This window comes from Streptomyces sp. NPDC079020 (genome assembly GCF_044542225.1).
Classification (GTDB): domain Bacteria; phylum Actinomycetota; class Actinomycetes; order Streptomycetales; family Streptomycetaceae; genus Streptomyces.
The window spans coordinates 176,799-193,953 of record NZ_JBITUB010000003.1; the positions used below are offsets into that span (position 1 = coordinate 176,799).

At 67.7% G+C, this 17,155-nt stretch carries 16 protein-coding genes; 6 read left to right on the plus strand and 10 right to left on the minus strand.

Annotation, left to right across the window (positions count from 1 at the left end):
- Positions 1 to 4 precede the first annotated feature (4 nt).
- Entirely contained in the window at positions 5 to 259 is a 255-nt protein-coding gene (locus ACIGJO_RS07950; protein WP_399953709.1) for a hypothetical protein, read from the plus strand.
- Here ACIGJO_RS07950 and ACIGJO_RS07955 read toward each other — a convergent pair whose 3' ends face one another.
- The 7 genes from ACIGJO_RS07955 to ACIGJO_RS07985 form a co-directional block, all read right to left on the minus strand.
- A complete protein-coding gene (locus ACIGJO_RS07955) occupies positions 260 to 1,825 on the minus strand; it encodes a PTS transporter subunit EIIC (RefSeq protein ID WP_399953712.1) in 1,566 nt (521 codons plus the stop codon). It abuts the gene before it with no gap.
- A gap of 49 nt (positions 1,826 to 1,874) precedes the next feature.
- A complete protein-coding gene (gene murQ, locus ACIGJO_RS07960; protein ID WP_399953715.1) occupies positions 1,875 to 2,840 on the minus strand; it encodes an N-acetylmuramic acid 6-phosphate etherase in 966 nt (321 codons plus the stop codon).
- 34 nt (positions 2,841 to 2,874) lie between these two features.
- The gene (locus tag ACIGJO_RS07965; RefSeq protein WP_399953718.1) at positions 2,875 to 3,792 is read right to left on the minus strand and encodes a MurR/RpiR family transcriptional regulator; all 918 of its coding nucleotides are present in this window, start codon (positions 3,790 to 3,792) and stop codon (positions 2,875 to 2,877) included.
- Positions 3,793 to 4,232: 440 nt separating this feature from the next.
- Positions 4,233 to 5,117: a transposase gene (locus ACIGJO_RS07970; RefSeq protein WP_399953722.1), complete on the minus strand. Its 885-nt coding sequence runs from the start codon at positions 5,115 to 5,117 to the stop codon at positions 4,233 to 4,235.
- A 572-nt stretch (positions 5,118 to 5,689) separates the two neighbouring features.
- Positions 5,690 to 10,399 carry a putative T7SS-secreted protein gene (locus tag ACIGJO_RS07975; protein ID WP_399953725.1) on the minus strand — a complete coding sequence of 1,570 codons (4,710 nt, stop codon included), beginning with the start codon at positions 10,397 to 10,399 and terminating at the stop codon, positions 5,690 to 5,692.
- The gene (locus ACIGJO_RS07980) at positions 10,399 to 11,046 is read right to left on the minus strand and encodes a hypothetical protein (RefSeq protein WP_266932085.1); all 648 of its coding nucleotides are present in this window, start codon (positions 11,044 to 11,046) and stop codon (positions 10,399 to 10,401) included. The genes ACIGJO_RS07975 and ACIGJO_RS07980 overlap by 1 nt, the downstream gene beginning before the upstream one ends.
- Positions 11,043 to 11,549, minus strand: coding sequence for an SseB family protein (locus tag ACIGJO_RS07985; protein WP_266932083.1), 507 nt, complete (start codon positions 11,547 to 11,549; stop codon positions 11,043 to 11,045). Before ACIGJO_RS07985 ends, ACIGJO_RS07980 begins: the two co-directional genes overlap by 4 nt.
- Before the next feature lie 238 nt (positions 11,550 to 11,787).
- Between ACIGJO_RS07985 and ACIGJO_RS07990 the strand changes: the two genes are divergently transcribed.
- Positions 11,788 to 12,369, plus strand: coding sequence for a hypothetical protein (locus ACIGJO_RS07990; RefSeq protein ID WP_399953729.1), 582 nt, complete (start codon positions 11,788 to 11,790; stop codon positions 12,367 to 12,369).
- Positions 12,370 to 12,491: 122 nt separating this feature from the next.
- Here ACIGJO_RS07990 and ACIGJO_RS07995 read toward each other — a convergent pair whose 3' ends face one another.
- Positions 12,492 to 12,695 carry a DUF397 domain-containing protein gene (locus tag ACIGJO_RS07995; protein WP_266932079.1) on the minus strand — a complete coding sequence of 68 codons (204 nt, stop codon included), beginning with the start codon at positions 12,693 to 12,695 and terminating at the stop codon, positions 12,492 to 12,494.
- Complete coding sequence (locus tag ACIGJO_RS08000) at positions 12,692 to 13,576, minus strand: helix-turn-helix transcriptional regulator (RefSeq protein ID WP_266932077.1); 885 nt, start codon at positions 13,574 to 13,576, stop codon at positions 12,692 to 12,694. The genes ACIGJO_RS07995 and ACIGJO_RS08000 overlap by 4 nt, the downstream gene beginning before the upstream one ends.
- 65 nt (positions 13,577 to 13,641) lie before the next feature.
- On the opposite strand from ACIGJO_RS08000, the gene ACIGJO_RS08005 reads away from it, so the two are divergent.
- From ACIGJO_RS08005 to ACIGJO_RS08020, 4 genes are all read left to right on the plus strand, one after another.
- Positions 13,642 to 14,133, plus strand: coding sequence for an ATP-binding protein (locus ACIGJO_RS08005; RefSeq protein WP_399954528.1), 492 nt, complete (start codon positions 13,642 to 13,644; stop codon positions 14,131 to 14,133).
- Between the two features lie 600 nt (positions 14,134 to 14,733).
- Positions 14,734 to 15,108, plus strand: a complete 375-nt coding sequence (locus ACIGJO_RS08010) for a type II toxin-antitoxin system VapC family toxin (protein WP_399953733.1) — start codon at positions 14,734 to 14,736, stop codon at positions 15,106 to 15,108.
- A gap of 102 nt (positions 15,109 to 15,210) precedes the next feature.
- Positions 15,211 to 15,579: a hypothetical protein gene (locus ACIGJO_RS08015; RefSeq protein WP_399953736.1), complete on the plus strand. Its 369-nt coding sequence runs from the start codon at positions 15,211 to 15,213 to the stop codon at positions 15,577 to 15,579.
- Positions 15,576 to 15,848 (plus strand): DUF4031 domain-containing protein, encoded by a 273-nt coding sequence (locus ACIGJO_RS08020; RefSeq protein WP_399953738.1) that lies wholly within the window; start codon positions 15,576 to 15,578, stop codon positions 15,846 to 15,848. Before ACIGJO_RS08015 ends, ACIGJO_RS08020 begins: the two co-directional genes overlap by 4 nt.
- Here the strand turns inward: ACIGJO_RS08020 and ACIGJO_RS08025 are convergent.
- Positions 15,799 to 17,034 (minus strand): Cmx/CmrA family chloramphenicol efflux MFS transporter, encoded by a 1,236-nt coding sequence (locus tag ACIGJO_RS08025; RefSeq protein WP_399954531.1) that lies wholly within the window; start codon positions 17,032 to 17,034, stop codon positions 15,799 to 15,801. The genes ACIGJO_RS08020 and ACIGJO_RS08025 overlap by 50 nt on opposite strands.
- Between the last annotated feature and the right edge of the window lie 121 nt (positions 17,035 to 17,155).

A 17,155-nucleotide genomic window follows, 5' to 3' on the forward strand; every position in this document is an offset into this window, starting at 1 on the left:
GCTCGTGCAGGAGATCGCGCTCGAACTACTCTCCTCCAGCGCCTGGCCCCGGCACCTGAAGCGGATGCGGGCCGCGCTCGTCGGCAGGCGCGACGCGATGGTGGACGCGATCCTGAGCACGCTGCCCGACGTGAGCCTCCCGCGGATCCCGGCCGGTGGAGCCCCGGGCCCGGCGGCGGCGCCGTGGACCGTACGAAACGTCAGCGGCACCGGGCCACGCGCTGAGCGCGACCCGGTGCCGTGGCTGTACGGGGGCTGATCAGACCCCGGCGGGTTCCTTCTCCGGGGAGCCGGGGCCCGTCTCGGGGCCGGGGCCGGGGCCGGGGGACGTGGCCGGGGCCGCGGCGGGTCCGCCCGAGGCGGTGACCGTGGACGCGGCTGGCTCCTGGGAGACGTTGAACTCCGTCAGCAGGTCCTTGCTGAAGCCGAAGAAGTACGTGGCGACGAACCCGGCGACGTAGCCGACGAGCAGGCCGCCCGCGTAGATCGCGATCGTCGAGCCCAGGCCGTGGTTGCCGTCGAGCAGCGGGAACAGGGCCCAGCCGGACGGGCCGATGGCCGTGGAGCCGACCGTGTCGCCGAGCTGGTTGAACAGTCCGACGAAGCCGCCGCCGAACGCACCGCCGACGCACGCCGTGATGAACGGGCGGCCCAGCGGCAGCGAGACACCGTAGATCAGGGGCTCGCCGACGCCGAGCAGACCGGCGGGGAGGGCGGACTTGATGGTGCGGCGGATCGACTCGTTGCGCGGGAGGCGGAAGTAGACGGCCATCGCCGCACCGACCTGGCCCGCGCCGGCCATCGCGAGGATCGGGAGCAGGACCGTGTAGCCCTGCTGCTCGATCAGGGTGGTGTGGATCGGGATCAGGGCCTGGTGCAGGCCCAGCATCACCAGCGGCAGGAAGAGGCCGCCGAGGACGAAGCCCGCGCCCGCACCGCCGTTGGACAGCAGCCAGTCGGCGAACGTACCGATGGCGGAGGACACCTCACCGGCCACGTACATCAGGCCGAAGATCGTCGCCAGACCGGAGACCAGCACCGTCAGGGTCGGGGTGACCAGGACGTCCAGGGCCTCGGGCACCCAGCGGCGGCACCACTTCTCCACGTACACCGCGAGGACCGCCGCGCCCAGCGCGCCGAGCACACCGCCCTGTCCGGGGGAGAGGGTCTGGCCGAACGCGTCGATGTTCGCGACGCCCGGGAAGACGATGATCGCCGCGACCGCACCGCCCAGGATCGGCGTACCGCCGAACTCCTTCGCGGTGTTGTAGCCGACGAACACCGCGATCAGGGCCATGAACCCGGAGGCGATCGCGGCGAGCGCGGGGGTGACGGAGGGCAGCCACTCCAGGTTGACCAGGAGACCGTTGAGGCCGGCGATGATGCCGCAGCCGATGAGGGCCGGGATCAGCGGGACGAAGATGTTCGCGATCTTCCGCAGGAAGAGCTTGAACGGGGTGGCGTTCTTCGCCTTCTGCTGCGCCTTGATCGCGGCGCCCTGCGCGGCGAGTTCGTCGGCGGAGACGGGGCCGGTCGCGGGGGCGGGCTCCGGGGCGGCGGCCCGGCCCTCCTCGACCAGCTGCTCGAACTCCGGGGTGACCCGGGCGACCGTGCCCGGACCGAGGACGATCTGGTACGTGTCGTCGTCGACCACCCCCATGACGGCGGGCAGTGCCTTCAGGGCCTCGTCGTCGACGAGGGAACGATCGTGCAGACCGAGGCGGAGCCGGGTCATGCAGTGGGCGATGGAGCTGACGTTCGCGGCGCCACCGACGAGCGGCAGGATCGCGGCGGCAGTGGCGCGGTTCTTGTCTTCTGTGGCCATGGTGCGTGGTGCCTTGCTGTGCGGGGGTGCGGGAGTGGTGCTGGTTGGATCAGGTGGTGCGTACGGCCGCGAGGGCGGCGCGGAGGTGACCGTTCGAGTCGGTCAGGAGCGTGGCGGCGGTCGGCCCGTCGACCTGGCCGAGGATGGTGAGGATCGCGTTCTTCACCTCGCCGTCGGTGGCGGCGAGCGCGGCCTCGATCTCCGGGTCGGAGGCGCCGGTGGCCAGCGAGACGATGCGGCGGGAGCGGGCCCGCAGCTTCTCGTTGGAGGCGCGGACGTCGACCATCAGATTCCCGTACGTCTTGCCGAGCCGGATCATCGTGATCGTCGAGATCATGTTGAGGACGAGCTTCTGTGCCGTACCGGCCTTGAGGCGGGTGGAGCCGGTCAGCAGCTCGGGGCCGACGACGACCTCCAGGCCGTGTTCGGCGGCGGTGGCGAGGGCCGAACCGGCGTTGCAGGACAGGCCGACGGTGAGGGCGCCCAGCGCGCGGGCGTGCTCGACGGCGCCGATCGCGTACGGGGTACGGCCGGAGGCGGAGATGCCGACCACCGTGTCGTCCGGGGTCAGCCGCAGCGCGTCCAGGTCGGCGGCGGCCAGCTCCTTGCTGTCCTCGGCGCCCTCGACGGCCTTGACCATGGCGGACGGGCCGCCCGCGATCAGGCCGACGACCTCGGACGGGTCGGTGTTGAAGGTGGGCGGGCACTCGCTGGCGTCCAGCACACCGAGGCGGCCCGCGGTTCCGGCGCCCGCGTAGATGAGCCGGCCGCCGCGTGCCATCCGCTCGGCGGTGGCGTCGATCGCGGCGGAGATCTCCGGCAGCCGCTCGGCGACGGCGGCGGGGACGGTGTTGTCCTCGCCGTTCATGATCCGCGCGAGCTCGGCCGTGGGCAGCTGGTCGATCTCGGCGAGCTCGGGGCGGAAGGCCTCGGTGGTGAGCGTGGCCAGCTCCGCGCGCAGCTCGCCGTAACCGTCGGGCGAGGCGTTGGTGTTGGCGTCGGTGGTGGAGGTCATGGAGAGCGGCTCTGCTTTCTCGGTCTCGTACGGTTCAGCGGGTGCGGGGGTTGTGGCGGTGGGCGAGCGCCTCGTAGGAGGCGGCGAGTGCGGGGGCGGCTGTCTCGTACGTCCGCTGGGCGACGCCTATGAACAGGCAGTCCACGACGAGGAGCTGGCTCGTGCGGCTCGACATGGCGGCCGGCCGCAGCTCGCTCTCGCGGGCGGTGGACGTGGTCAGCACGTGGTCCGCGTACTGCGTGACCGGGCCGTCGGGCCGTCCGGTGATCGCGACGGTCGTCGCCCCGTGGTCGAAGGCGACCCGGAGCGGTTCGATGACGTCACTGGTCGACCCGGAGTGCGTGATGGCGATGGCCACGTCGCCGGAGCGGAGCTGCACGGCGTTGGTCACCGCGAGGTGCGGGTCCATGTGGGCGTGGGCGATCAGCCCGATACGCAGCAGCTTCTGCGCCAGGTCCTGGCCGACGAGCGAGGACGCCCCGACGCCGTAGATGTCGATGCGGCGGGCGGTCGACGCGGCGGCGACGGCGGCCCCCAGCTGTACGGTGTCCAGCCCGGCGGCGGTGTCGGCGAGGGTCTGCTGCTCGTCGTAGGCGAGCTTGGCGACCACATCGGAGATCGGGTCGTCGACCGCGATGTCCGCGGTGACGGACGGCGCCCGGCCCGACTCCTGGTGCGCGGCGAGCCCGGCGAGCGCGAGGCGCAGGTCCCGGTAGCCGGGGTAACCGAGGAGCCGCGCGGTGCGGACCACGGTGGCCTCGCTGGTGCCGGTGAGCTCGGCGAGACCGGTGACGGTGAGGGCGGCGCATCCCGCCGGGTCACCCGCGACGGCTTCGGCGACACGCTGCATGGAGCGGGTCATGGAGGGCGCGAGGGTCCGGACCTTGGCGGCGAGGGCCGCGGGGGCGGGCGGAGAGTCGCCGCTGAAAATTTCCTTCACTTCACTAGTCACTCTTGAAAGATATTTTCAGTCCCCCGGTCCGTCAACCCCCCATTGGCCCTGCCTCTGGGGGGACCTTGGTCCCATGGCGGTGGTGGGTGCGCCGCCCGTGGGGTGGGTGGGTGCTGGCCGCCTCGTAAGGCGAGAGTCGCCTTCATGCCTCAGCTGATGGCGCGGGAGGTGGCATTGCCGCGGGCCGCCGGGACCCGCTGTGGAATAACCGGCGGTGAAGGCCGGTGAAAGGGAACCACCTGGCCACTGGTCCTGGACATCGAGGCCACGCTGATTACCTGCCACTCCGAGAAGGACCGAGTCGCCCCCCCCGGAAGGCGGCTTCGGCTTCAACCCCACGGTGGGCTTCCTGGTCAACGCCACAGTCATGGAGTCGATGGAGGCGCCCTCGCTCCGGCGCCGAACCTCCCCGAACCCAGGAGCTGGTTCGTTCCGACCCTTCACATCCGCATAAATCCAGTATGCGGACGTCCCTCCCACTTGCGATGCACCGCATCCGATGCCGCGCGCTGATCCGCCAGGGATTCGGAGTTGCAGATCGCGGAGTTCTCGCGGGGTAAAGCCCACGGTTGCGTGACCCGGTGCTCCCGGGCCGCCTGTTCCAGATGGACCAGGCAGGTGTGGCCGCCGTCGACCAGATGCTCGGCGGGCAGCAGCCCGCGGCGCTTCAGCCGGGTCTGGACCATGATCTGCCGCAGGGCCTGGACCCGGGGACCGGACAGGTGATCCGCCGCATGTTCCCCGACCTGCTCCAGCAGCCGGACGACGTCGCCGCCTGTGGCAAGGATCCTGGTCTTGGGGCGGGTGGGGTTATTGCCCAGACGGACCGGGCGGCCGTAACGGCGTCCCCACTCCTTGTCCACCAGGTCGGCGAGCAGGCGCGGAGCGGTGCTATCCAGCTCTTCCGGCGCGGCGCGGACGGCCCCGGTGACCAGTTCCAGCCGGGTCAGGTCGCGCACCGCGGCCAGAAGGTGGGTGGAGTCCGTGCGCTGGGTGGTGCGCTCGCGGACGAGACCGGCCTCCTTCAGGCGCGCAAGCGCGAGGTCGAGGAGACGGTCGGCTCGGCCGCCCTCGGTGAGACGCTCGCGGAAGTCGGCCAGCACGCTGTGGTGGAAGCCTGGACCGTCCAGTTCCATGGCCGGCGCGTATGTGAGATCGATGCGGCAGCGAACCGCCTCGGCCGCCTGCCGGTCCGACAGGCCGAGCAGGAACTGCAGCACACTGACGGTGGCCAGCTGGGCGGGCGAGAGCCCCGGGCGGCCGTCGCGGGGGTACCAGTCGGCGAAGTCCTCGTCACGCCACAGCCCGCCCAGGTGGTTTCTCACCCACATCGCCGTCGTACCACCCGGGTTGCCCGCTCGCGCCATCTACGCGGTCAGAGAAGGAACTTGCCCACCACAACGGGCACGGAGCGACAACGGGCACCCCGACAACTGCATCGGTCCTCGGACAGAACCGAGCATGCCCGTTGATCATGCTGCCCCACCGGGGATCCTCAAGATCCCCGACAGAGTCAAGTTGGAGGGACCGGATCTACGTTCTCCTGTCGAAGCTCTGCGGCAGGCTACCCACTTCCCATAGGTCATCCAGGCGCTCTAGAAACGCATCAAAATCGGCCTGCAACGCCCTCCACTGATCCATTGAAAGCGAATCCAGTGGGTCATTAAAATTGATCTCACCCAGGTCTGGGCCAGTCCAGCCCTTAAATCTCCTGCACGATGCGCACCACGCGTATGTGATCCGAGTGGGGCGTTGCCGCATACTCGAACGATGGATGTATATGCGCACGGATTTAACGCCGCACGCCGGACAAGCGCGCTCCGATGGGTCGTCTACAAATCGCGGACCCGCCAGCAACTCCTCCTGTTGCTGCCCACTGAATTCTCGCATTGAACCCCTACCTTCTCTGGCGGTGGAATTTCTCGAGCATCTGTTGCCCGTACCCCTCGGCGGCTTCCTCTGATCCACCCCAAGGATTGCCTGACTTTCTAGTCAACTCGAAATGCTTGTGATGATAAATTTCATGATTGACCGTTGCGACAGCTTCGTCCAGATCACGCAAACCAATATCAGAAATCTCGATCAGTGGAAGACCTCGGGGGCCAACCATCGGATACCCGTCCAGCGTGTGTGGACTATTTCCGAACGCGACGCCGTCCGGTGTTCGAATTGTAGGTTTGTGGACAATGTCATATTCTGATACCGGAATTCCTGCGCGTCCCAGTTCCATCTTCAATTGGTCAATGCTTACAGCGGGGCCGCGCTGCCCGCCAGGTCGATTCTGAGATTCACCACGATGAGTATCCCGCTGTCCGAGGTTGCAGTCCGGGGCAAGGCCAAGAGGATCGGACCACGTGTGGGGGTTACTCACGTATGCCACGGGATTAGGGGCAGGTGCGAGGCCTAGTGGATCCGTGGATAAATAGCGAGAAGTTTCCGGATCGTAATAGCGGTGAACATTATAATGCAATCCTGTTTCAGTATCGTGATATTGACCCGGGAAGCGCAGCGGGGTATGTGCGGTCGCTTTCACATTCCGGGTGGTAGCACCCCAAAGGGTCGATCGACTTCGCCAGGCAATGTGACCCCGCTCATCGATGAGCTCCGCCGGGCTACCGCTTAGATCTGTGACAATGCTGAAGAATCGGTGATCGATTGTGGTCTGGGAGACATCATCGGCCGTGATGCGCTCGGTTTGAGCGATGGGTCGCAGGCCGTGGTAATCCCAGGTAAGGGTGACGGGGTGACTCGGCTGCGTGGAGAGTGTGGACTGTTCGCACAGGGTGGTGCCGTCCCATGCGAAGGCGGTTCGTTCCAAGATGGACTCATTGTCCGCCGCCAACTTTTGCTTTGAGAGGCGGCGTCCAAGGGGGTCATACGCGTACTGCCAGAGCGTTCCGTCAGGTGTGGTAACGGAAGTGAGTCGGTCTTCGGTATCCCATTCGTATTGCCATGTGTCGGGTTTGCGCGAGAGTCGAGTCTTCTGACGGAGGGTAATGCGGCCGAGCGCGTCGTGTTTGTAGTGAACATCGCCGGCGCGTGTGATCGTTGTGCCGGAGTAGGTGCGCGACCCTCTCGCCTCTCGGCCGGGGTGCGACGTAGGCCAGTGCGCCTCTGTTTGGCTGCCCATTTCGTCGTACGCGTAGCTCTCCGTCCATCCCGCTGCCTGGACGCTGGTGACACGACCTGCCGGGTTGAGGTTGAAGAGCTTCGTGCCGGCCAGTTGGTCGGTGATGCCAGTCACGTGGCCATCGGCACGGTAGGCGTAATCGCGGCATTGGATGCTGCGGCCAGCTCCGATGACCTGCTGGGAAGTGAGGCGGCCCATCGAGTCGAACTGCGAGGCCAGACTCACGCTGTCGCCAATGTGCCGGGCAACCTCCCGACCCGCCGCATCGTGTTCGAAGCTGAGGATGCGGCCCGAGGTGGTGAGTGAGGTGCGCCGTCCTGCGCCGTCATATGCCCAAGTGCTGACCGCGCCACTGGGGGTGGTGCGGCCGGTGCGGCGTCCGAGCCGATCGTACTCGTACGACATCTTCCGGCCGTTGACGGTCTCAGACCGGAGACGTCCGTAGCGGTCACGCAGATACGTGATGGTGGCGTCCGCGTTCACGGCCTCGGCGAGCTGGTCGGAGAGGTCGTAGGAAAAGGTGGTGACGGCACCTGCGGCGTTCTTGCAAACGATCCTGTCCAGCTCGTCCCGCTCATAGCGGATGACCTGGCCGAGGGCGTCGGTGCGCGCAATCAAGCGGCCCGCCGCGTCGCGTTCATAGGTCAAGGTGCGGCCGTCGAAGTCGGTCTCGGACATCAGGTGGCCAGCCGAGTCATAGACGTAGTCCCAGGTCAGGCCCTGCGGGTTGAGGACCTGGGTGAGGCGGAGTTCGTGGTCATGGGTAAATTCGAAGCACACGCCGTCGGGGCCGGTACGGGACGTCATGAGGTCGAAGTGCGTGTACTCGAAGCGGGATACGGCGCCCATGGCGTCGGTGTGGGTGAGGCAGTTGCCCTCTCCGTCGTACGTCCAGGACTGTGTGGCGCCGTCCGCGTCGGTTCGACGGGACAGCTTCCCCTCAACTGTCCACTCAAGGCGGGTGACCGCGCCGAGCGGGTCGATCACGGTTACCGGGCGGCCGAACGCGTCCCGGATGAGGCGGGACTTGGCGCCGAGGGGGTCGGTCACCTCGAGTGGGAGTCCGGCCGCGTTGCTGCGGAAGTATGTCGTGTTGCCCAGCGCGTCCGTCACGGAGGTCGCGTGGCCGCGCTCGTTGTAGGCGGTGCTTGTCACGGCGCCGGACGGGGCGATGACAGCAAGACGGTTGCCGCGCTCGTCCCACTCCTGGCGGACCACGGTCCGGTCCGGGTTGGTGATGCGGACCGGCAGCCTCAGGTCGTTGTATTGTGCGAGCATTTCCCGACTGTCCGGGCGCACCGCAGCGGTCAGCTGCCCTGAGTCGTCGTATTCGAAGCGGTTGGCGCGGCCGAGCGGGTCCGTGCGGGACAGCAGGCGGTTGTAGCGGTCGCGTTCGAAGCGGGTGATCGCGCCCAGTGGATCGATCTCGGCAACTACCTGGTAGGTGTCGTTGACGACGTAGCGATGGACGGCTCCGGTACTGCTGGTGACGGTCGTGACCCGCATCCCGCTCTCGGGATCTGTACCGTCGTAATCCAGGCGCAGGGCCATGTGACCTGCGGCCCCGCCTTCAGCGATACACCGGTCCTGGTCGTCGTAGACATAGTCGTACCGGCTGTTGTTGGTGTCGGTCCAGGAGGTGACCCGGCCACGGTCGTCATAGGTGAACCGGAGCGGGAGCCCCGACGAGTTGGTGACTTCAGTGAGGTGGCCGTCGGCGTAGTTGTAGCGGAGGATCTCCTGGGCGTTGCCGTCCGGTGCGGCGCCTGCGAGGTGAAGTGCGGTGATCCGGCCGTCGCTCGTGGTGAGTTTCAGGTGATAGCCGGCACCATGGACGATTGAGACCGGTGCACCGGCCTCGTCGTACTCGAATTGGATCCAGTTGCCGTTGCGGTCGTCGATCTGAGCCAGGAGCGCGACATCCGCGGTGCGCGGGCTGAAGTGCCGTGTTCGGCCCCTGTCCGGATCGGTGATCGTGTAGTCGCCTGTGGTGTCCAGATCGAGTGGCCAGCGCGGGCCGTGGCTCGGCATGACCGGTACACCCGGGGCAGGGTGCGGATAGGACAGCAGCAGGCCGTCCTCGCATACGAAGACGACGCCCTGGGAGTCGATCTCCAGCCGCTGGTCAGCCGTGGAAGACCAGGAGGGCCCGAACCACCGCCCCGCACGGTAGTCGGAGGCGACCCGACGGCGGAAGACCAACGGAAGAGTTCCCGGCAGGGCGATGTCCGTCTGCGGCAGGTACATCGTTCCCGTGGTCAGATCGACCGGGTCCGTGGGATCCTTCTCCACCCCTTTGTCAGGCTTCGATGATTTCGCTGGGTTCTCGACACCCTTGCGAGCAGCGCTCTCCGCCCCGTCCCTCAGCCCGTGGCGAGCGAGTCCCTTGAGGACGCCCCCGCCCTTCGTGCCTGCCAGTTCGGGGACGAGTCGGCCGATGAATTCGGAGGGGTCGCCCTTGGCCGCGTCCCAGGCGTTCTTGAGTGCCCGGTCGGGGTTGGTGGCGGTGGAGACGAGGCCGGCGAGCGTGGTGTTGACACCCTTGTAGTACTCGGCCGGGTGCGTCAGGTTGTAGGGGTCGGTCGGGTTGACCGAGCGGATGAAGTTCACCAGCCCCGCGGTGCCCTTGATGACGCCGCCGCCGAAGTGGGCCAGCTCGATGCCCTGGCCGACCCCGTAGTCGTAGAACTCCTGCTTGGCCCGGTCCAGGCCGGTGGGCTCCTTCGGGGCGTGCGCCATCGCAGCGGTGATCGCGCTCTTGGCCGCTTCGGCAGCGTCGTTACGCGCCCGCCGGGCGTGCTCCAGCATCTCCTGAGCATGCTGCCGTTTGGCTATGCTCGGATCGGTGAACGTTCCCGGATGCGGGAGCGGATGATCGGTGTTGCGCACCGCGTTGTACGCCTCGGCCTTCTCACGGAACGCGGCAGCGGCCGTCTCGTGGTCGTGCTTGCCCTCCTTGTAGAGGGCGATCGCCTCACCGGCCTTGCCCTGCGCGCTGGTGACCGTACCGGCGTATGTCTCCATTGCGGTTGCCGCGTCCTCGAACGCATCCGCTGCACGCAACCAGTCTGTGGGCAGGGTCTCGAACTTCGCCCGGAAGGTATCGGCGGCCACACCCTTCCAGTGACCGGAGTCAAGCTTCTTCATCCCGCCGCCGACGAGATCGAACGCCTTCTGGAAGTCGCGAAGGTTCTTCACCGCCGCGGCGATCTTCTCCGGCCTGCCGTGGATCAGCTCATTCGCTTCCTCGCTCTGCCCGAGCTGCTGCTCCCCGACCTCCACCCCCAGCGAGGAGGCGGTTTCATCGCCCCAGTCCTCGACCTTGTCCGCCCACTCGTCGGCACCGACCTTCTCCAGACCGGAGCCGAGCACATCGGTGCCCTTGTCGATCCCCTCGCCGACGATCTCCTTGCCCTTGTCGACGAGATCGCCGGCCCCGTCGTAGATGTCTCCGCCGAGCTTCCCCCAGTCCACCATCAGTCGCCCTGCCCCCACCGCGGCTGCTCAGACTGCTCGATCGTCTCCTGTGACGGATCGAGCTTTTCCTTCAGCGTCTCGTCCATCGCATCGCGCCGCTCCGGGGAGATGAACCCGGAGTTCTCCCACGAGTCGAGCAGCGCGTCCTCCGCGTCATACGTGGTGTCCCGCCACGTCTGTCCCGCCTCATCATGGGCCTCGGCCATCGAGTCCCAGCTCCAGTCCGGGCTGTCGTACGGGGACTGCTTGCTGATCGTGTCCCAGCTCATGGCCTTGACGTCGTCCTCGGACAGGTGCGGATTTCCGTTCACGGAGTTCACACCGACCTTGAACGAGTCCTTGATGTACTGCTCCTGCTCGGCGAAGGAACCCGCCGACAGCCCGACTCCCTGCGCGAAGCCGTTGCCCTTCTGTGTGAGGGCCCGCACACCCCACTCCCAGCGGTTGCAGAACGTCTCGAACTCCGACGTCAGCCCGCCGTGCCCCAACTCCAGCCCCGACAAAGCAAGATCAGAAAACCCCCGACCCGTCGACGCCTCGCCGATGAACCCGAGCTCCTTCAACTCCGCATGCGCCAGATCGATCCCCTTCGCGATCGCAGCCAACGCCTCCGGCGGCACATCAAGATCAGGACTCTCCCCGCTCACTGCATCCCCCCGAGATCCACCGCAACCGCATCCGGCACGACGCCCGCCACCGGCGGGAACAACATCCCGCCGTCCACACTGCCCGCGTCCAGCGCCACCCCCGCAGGGCCCGGCAGCATCGGCACCATCACATCCAGCAACCGCGCACCCAGCACCGCCTGGTACGCCCACTCCCGCTCGGCATCCCCCCGGGCTTGTGCGAACCTGGCCAGCGCCTCCTCGTCCGAGAACGCACAGATCCAGCGAACCCCGTTCTGCTCCGCCGACCACAGATCCCCGTCGGCATCCAGCGGCACCAGCACCGCCGTACGCCGGAACTCGCCCAGCAACACAGCAAACTCAGTCCGAGCCGCCGCCGGACCGTCGTCCGGCGCCATGGCAGGGGCCGGGTCCGGTGCCTCATGCAGTGCGGAACGCGCCTCGTCAGCAGGCCAATCGGCCAAGTCGGCGATCCTCGAACGCCGGGCAGGCGGCTCTGCTATGTCATCCCCGTTATCGAACACGCGTTGAATGCTGTCACGGCACGCTTTCCGAGAGCAACGAACAAAAATGGCCAGCCGGTCGTGGTCCGGACCCGGCCCAGCTCCACGCACGCACAGGTGGCCTGTAAACACCCCTCGGAAATACTCCGCTGAGCCCCTGGGCCCTCTTTCGCTCCGAAACCGGGCAGAGAGTGAGCGCCGGACCGGGGCGGCAGGTACCGTGGCGGCGCCGGAGCAGTTCCGTGACGTCGATGCCCGCATGAAGGAGAAAGTGACCGATCTCGGAGAAGAGGCTTGGGCGGACGCGCTCGTGATGTACCGGCAGTACACGATCATTGCCGTCACACGGCGGGAGAACGAAGAGTGGTGGTACGACGTTGCGTCGATCATGCGGGGTGATGCGCAGGACCCTCGGGGGTGGCAGTCTCTCGACCATGACGATGGCCAGGACGAACGTTGGGATGACCCGACGTTTCCTTTCGCGCCGCCTCCGGCGACGCCGGAAGACGTGAACGTGTGGCAGTCGCGTGTGAAAGAGATACCGCGAGTCTCCATTGAAAGATTCTTGGTTGTGCTCGCAACCAGTTATCTGGACGTCAAACGTGAACGGGACTTCGACCGGAAAAGGCCCGAGATGGAGCACCGGGCTCGTGTCATCCTGTCCCGGTTTCCGTTGGGAACCCGGTTCTATGCGAACACCGGGTACGGGGCTGAGGAACCGGACTTCTACCTCTCGCCCCCGACTGGGGGTAACCCCTGCAGCCAATGGGACTGGGACGCCGGACTCATTGCTGTGTCCGACGCAGAAGTCGGCTTGGTCTGGTCATTCGACGCCCGCTGATCGCCCATCGAACCGAGGGCGCCGCGCTCACCTGTCCCGCGATCTATCTCGACCCCGGGAAACTGCCCCGCTGGTCTCGCTGCGGGTATCCGGGTTGCGCGCTTGCACCGCGGCCTGGTGGATCAGTCCAGCCGACTTATGAACGTGCGCCACGCGTCGGGAGTGAAGGTGATCACGGGGCCGTTGGGGCGCTTGCTGTCGCGGACGGGGACGAGGTGGGGGATGCTGTCGGTGACTTCGAGGCACTCGTTATTGCCGCCGCTGTACGTGCTGGTGCGCCAGCTCGCCTCCGAGAACTTCGGCGTACTGCGGTGTGCGCTCTTCATGCTCTGTGCTCCTTGGCCCGGCGGTGGATGACAGTGCGGGACTCTGTCGGCGAGAGCGCGGACGTGCGCGCGGCGTCGAACAGGTCTTGGTAGCGGGAGACATCTGCCTCTCGCTCCAGCCACATGGAACCGGACGGGTTGTCCGCCAGTACCACGTCGAGCGCTCCCTCCTCGGGAAATCCCAGCACTACGTACGGGCCGAACATACTCGCATGGGCTCCACGGGAGAACGGCAGCACCTGAACAGTCACGTTGGGGTTCTCAGAGCTGGCCAACACGTGCTTCAGCTGCGCGTTCATGACTGCTGCGCCACCAACCTGCTGGAGGAGGACAGCCTCGGAAAGTACGGCCCACAGGTGCAACGGCTGATCGCCCGCCAGACGTTTCTGCCGGGCAAGGCGCACTTGGACGAACTTGTCGATCTCATCCGCTGTCTCCCACTGCCGGGAGGCCACAGTCACCGCTTGAATGTACTCAGGGGTCTGTAGCAGTCCAGGGACGAGCTGCGCCTGAAAGGTGCGGATCGAACCCGCCATTGCCTCCAGGGCGATGTAGTCCCGGTACGTGTCGGCGAGGACCGACCCGTACTGGTTCCACCACCCTTCCCTGCGCCTGCGGTTGGCCTTGCGCGCGAGCGAGGTCAGTCGGTCTCGAACCTCGTGATCCGAGACCTGGTACGAGTGCAGCATGGCTGTCAGGTCGGGGAGGCGGACCGCGACGCGGCCATTCTCGATCCGGCTGATCTTGCCCTTGGTGCAGTCGAGCGCCTCTGCCGCTTGGGCAGTGGTCAGTCCGGCGGCCTCCCGCAACCGGCGTAGCTCATCACCAAGTTGGCGCCCAAGAACGGTTGATGGGGTGGCGGTGGTGCTCTTCGCTTGCATGCGAACACCTCTATCAAAGTTGCTCCTGCAATGAAACAGGGTTACTCGAAAGGGTGAAAAACGGCATGGCGTTGGTCGGCAACGTTGCAGAATCGCGTGCGGCTCATCCATTCTGCTGGGCATGGGGGTTGCCTCGTTCGACGCGAACTGCCCCTATCTGTGGGGGATTCCGACCAGACGTCGACCTTCTTGGAGCTGCCGTGGCTACACCGAACGAAGTGACCTTCAGGCTCTCTCGCTGCCACAGCAGCGTTCCCCGGGCGCGAGCTGTGCTGCGAGCAAAGCTCGGGGAGTGGCGGGCCGGTCAGGCAGCCGCAGCAGATGGTGAGTTGGTGCTCTCCGAGCTGGTGACCAACGCGCTGCGGGTGCCAGTGCCCGGGGACCGGCTGGTGGGCGTGCGCATCGAGTGTCGGGGGAGGGGCGAACTCCTGCGGCTGGAGGTGAGCGACGCGGGGGCGGGCGGGCCGGCCGGAGGTGCGGCGGCCGGGCGGGCTGGACAAAGGCGGGCGCGGGCTCCTGCTCGTCGAGACCCCGGCCCATCGCTGGGGCGTGGATGAACGTCGGGCCGGGATCGGCAAGACGGTATGGGCGGAGTTGCTGGCACCCGGTATCGACCCCGCACCCGCGGAGGTGGAGATCGCGGCGGTAACCGTCAGGCCCGGGCAGTGCGTACGTGCCTGGGGTGCCTGGCACACGGTCCGTGCGGTCCGGAGCGAACGGTACGCATCGGGAGGGCTCGCCGTCATCATCGTCCTACGCGACGGTGGGCCTTCCTTGCGCCTGGATGCTGCGGAGCCGCTGACCGTACGGGCGACGGCGGTCGCCGGGGGGGGCGGGTGCAGCCTATTGCCGGTTCGGTGATCCCATCGTGAAGGCGCTGTGGAAGAGGTTCCTTCAGCGGCACGCCCGCCACGCGCGCCTCACCCACCACGCGCACCACACCCACCGCACCAGGCCGCGATTCTCGGGCACCCTGAACAGATGGTCGGCGGCGAACTGGTCGTGATCAGCAACGCGGGCGAGCCGGTGGCGAGGGCGCTGCGCCCACGGCCGAAGGTGCAGAGGCCCGGCCGTGGTTCGCTGCGGGGCCATATCCGTATCCCCACCACCTTCGACGATGCGCCCGTCTCAGTGGCTGACGCTCTCGGGATGCGCTGATGCGTCTTCTGCTCGATACGCGCGTGGTCATGTGGCGGCTCGACGACTCGCCGCAGCTGTCCTCATCGTTCAAGGAACTGCTGGACACCGAGCCCGCTGTGTACGTCAGTGCGGTGTCACCGTGGGAGATCACCGTCAAGCAGTTCCTCGGCAGGTTCGAGGGCCCGGGAGACCTGGCTGAGCGGGTGCGCGATCTCCAGTTCAGGGGCCTGCCCATCACCGCCGCACACGGAGTACGGGCAGGCCGGCTGCCGATAGTGCACACCGACCCCTTCGACCGAATACTGATCGCGCAGGCGCAGGCCGAAGAGATGGTCCTGGTCACCCGGAACCTCTGGATCCCGCAGTACGACGTGCAGGTCATGTCGGTCTGACCTGCACGACATGCACGGAACACGCTGCCCCCAGCCGCCTCCGCCTGCGTCCTCCCCGGCCGGACGCCGGGACCTACCGCGTCGGCGGGGGACAATGGCTGCATGGAGCTGAACCCCTTGGAGCAGGCACTGCACACCGCACGCGCGCTGGTGATGGCCGATCTCGCCGCGGGCGATGTCGCCGAGGCCGAGATCGTCTCGCTCGTCGAGGACGCGGTGACCCATCGGCGCTGGTGGGTGGAGCAGTGGCCCGAGGGGGCGGCGTTCGTCGCCGGGCTGATCGCTCAGGATGTGCAGGACGCGCTGCTGGAGAGGTACGGGCGGTGGCCGCTGTGTCCCGTGTGTGTCGAGGACGGGCCGCACGCGCTGGACGTCGAGCCGGAACTGGGGCCCGACCCGCACTGGGTGTGCACCAAGGCGGCCGTGATGGTGGCGCCCGTGGGGGAGCTGAGCGGGGTGCTGCGGCGGTGAGCGTCTATATCGACCCGCCGGACTGGCCGGGGCACGGGCGGCTCTGGTCGCACCTCGTCAGCGATGTGTCCTTCGAGGAACTGCACGCCTTCGCCGCCGCGATCGGCTGCCCGCCCCGTGCCTTCGAGCGGGACCACTACGACATCCCCGAAGCCCGGTACGCGGACGCCGTGCGGGCCGGGGCGCGGGAGATCGGGTCCAAGGAGCTGGTGCGGCGCCTCACTGCCGCGGGGCTGCGCAGGCCGAAGGGGCGGCCGGCTCCGGGGTAGCGGGCGTCACGTTCTTCACCACCAGCAGGGACGACCGGGAGCCGGCGCGCTGGAGCCGGAGCGAGACGGCCACCGCCGCCAGCGCCACGACCGTCATCGCCGCGCCCGCCCAGGCCGTGGCCTCGTAGCCGAAGTCCGCGTCGATCACCGTGCCGCCCAGCCACGGGCCGCTCGTGTTGCCCAGGTTGAACGCGGCCGTCGTCGTCGCACCCGCCAGCGTCGGGGCCGCGCCCGCCACGTTGAACATCCGGGCGTTGAGCGCGGGGGCCGTGAAGAACGCCGAGAGGCCCAGGAGGAAGGCCAGCGCGACCACCGCGATCTGGCTGGAGGCGAACAGGGCCAGTGCCACCAGGAACACCGTCGACGCCGTCACCCCGCTCAGCAGCACCCCGAACAGGTGCGCGTCCGCGACCCGGCCGCCGATCGTCGTACCGACCAGCGCGCCGATCCCGAACAGGCCGAGGATCCACGGCACCCAGCCCGAGTCCAGGCCCGCCACATCCGTCAGCAGCGGCGCGAGGTAGCTGAACGCGCAGAACACACCACCCGCCGCCAGCGCCGTGATCACGATCGACAGCCAGACCTGCCGGTCCCGGTAGATCGACAGCTCCTGCTTCAGCTCGGGCTTCCGGTCCGGGAGCGGGATGTGCGGGATACGCGTCGCGACGCCGACCAGCGCCACCGCGGACGCCGCGCCCACCGCCCAGAACGCCGACCGCCAGCCCAGGTGCTCACCGAGGAACGCCCCGAGCGGCACGCCCAGCACGTTCGCGATCGAGAGCCCGCCGATCATCACGGCCATCGCCCGCGCCCGCGCGTTCACCGGCACCATCGCGATGGCCACCGCCGCCCCGACCGCCCAGAAGCCCGCGCACGCGAAGGCGCTCACCACCCGTGAGACGAACAGCACCTCGTACGTCGGAGCCAGCGCACCCGCGATCTGGCCGAGGCCGAAGACCGAGATCAGGGTGATCAGCGTCGTCTTGCGCGGCAGCCGGAGCGTGCCCACGGCGAGCAGCGGGGCGCCGATCACCATGCCGATCGCGAAGGCCGATATGAGAAGTCCGGCACGGGGAATGGACACGTTCATGTCGTCGGCGATGGGCGGCAGCAGCCCGGACAGCATGAACTCACTGGTGCCGAGGGCGAAGACCGAGAGGCCGAGAATGTATACGGCCAGCGGCATAGGGGCGCGGCGGGAGGCAGAGTCGGGCATGACAGGCCCCAACGCCGGTCATGCCCGTTACATTCCCGCCGGTCCTGCCCCTCGGACGCGTCTTCCGAGGGCCCGGAGACCGCTTCCGGGG

Excerpts from the sequence above, each read along its gene's own strand:
- ACIGJO_RS07955 (WP_399953712.1), bottom strand. The coding sequence starts at position 1,825 with ATGGCCACAGAAGACAAGAACCGCGCCACTGCCGCCGCGATCCTGCCG.
- murQ (WP_399953715.1), bottom strand. The coding sequence starts at position 2,840 with ATGACCTCCACCACCGACGCCAACACCAACGCCTCGCCCGACGGTTAC.
- ACIGJO_RS08005 (WP_399954528.1), top strand. The coding sequence starts at position 13,642 with ATGGCGTTGGTCGGCAACGTTGCAGAATCGCGTGCGGCTCATCCATTC.
- ACIGJO_RS08015 (WP_399953736.1), top strand. The coding sequence starts at position 15,211 with ATGGAGCTGAACCCCTTGGAGCAGGCACTGCACACCGCACGCGCGCTG.
- ACIGJO_RS07990 (WP_399953729.1), top strand. The coding sequence starts at position 11,788 with ATGAAGGAGAAAGTGACCGATCTCGGAGAAGAGGCTTGGGCGGACGCG.
- ACIGJO_RS08000 (WP_266932077.1), bottom strand. The coding sequence starts at position 13,576 with ATGCAAGCGAAGAGCACCACCGCCACCCCATCAACCGTTCTTGGGCGC.
- ACIGJO_RS07975 (WP_399953725.1), bottom strand. The coding sequence starts at position 10,399 with ATGGTGGACTGGGGGAAGCTCGGCGGAGACATCTACGACGGGGCCGGC.
- ACIGJO_RS08010 (WP_399953733.1), top strand. The coding sequence starts at position 14,734 with ATGCGTCTTCTGCTCGATACGCGCGTGGTCATGTGGCGGCTCGACGAC.
- ACIGJO_RS08025 (WP_399954531.1), bottom strand. The coding sequence starts at position 17,034 with ATGCCGCTGGCCGTATACATTCTCGGCCTCTCGGTCTTCGCCCTCGGC.
- ACIGJO_RS07995 (WP_266932079.1), bottom strand. The coding sequence starts at position 12,695 with ATGAAGAGCGCACACCGCAGTACGCCGAAGTTCTCGGAGGCGAGCTGG.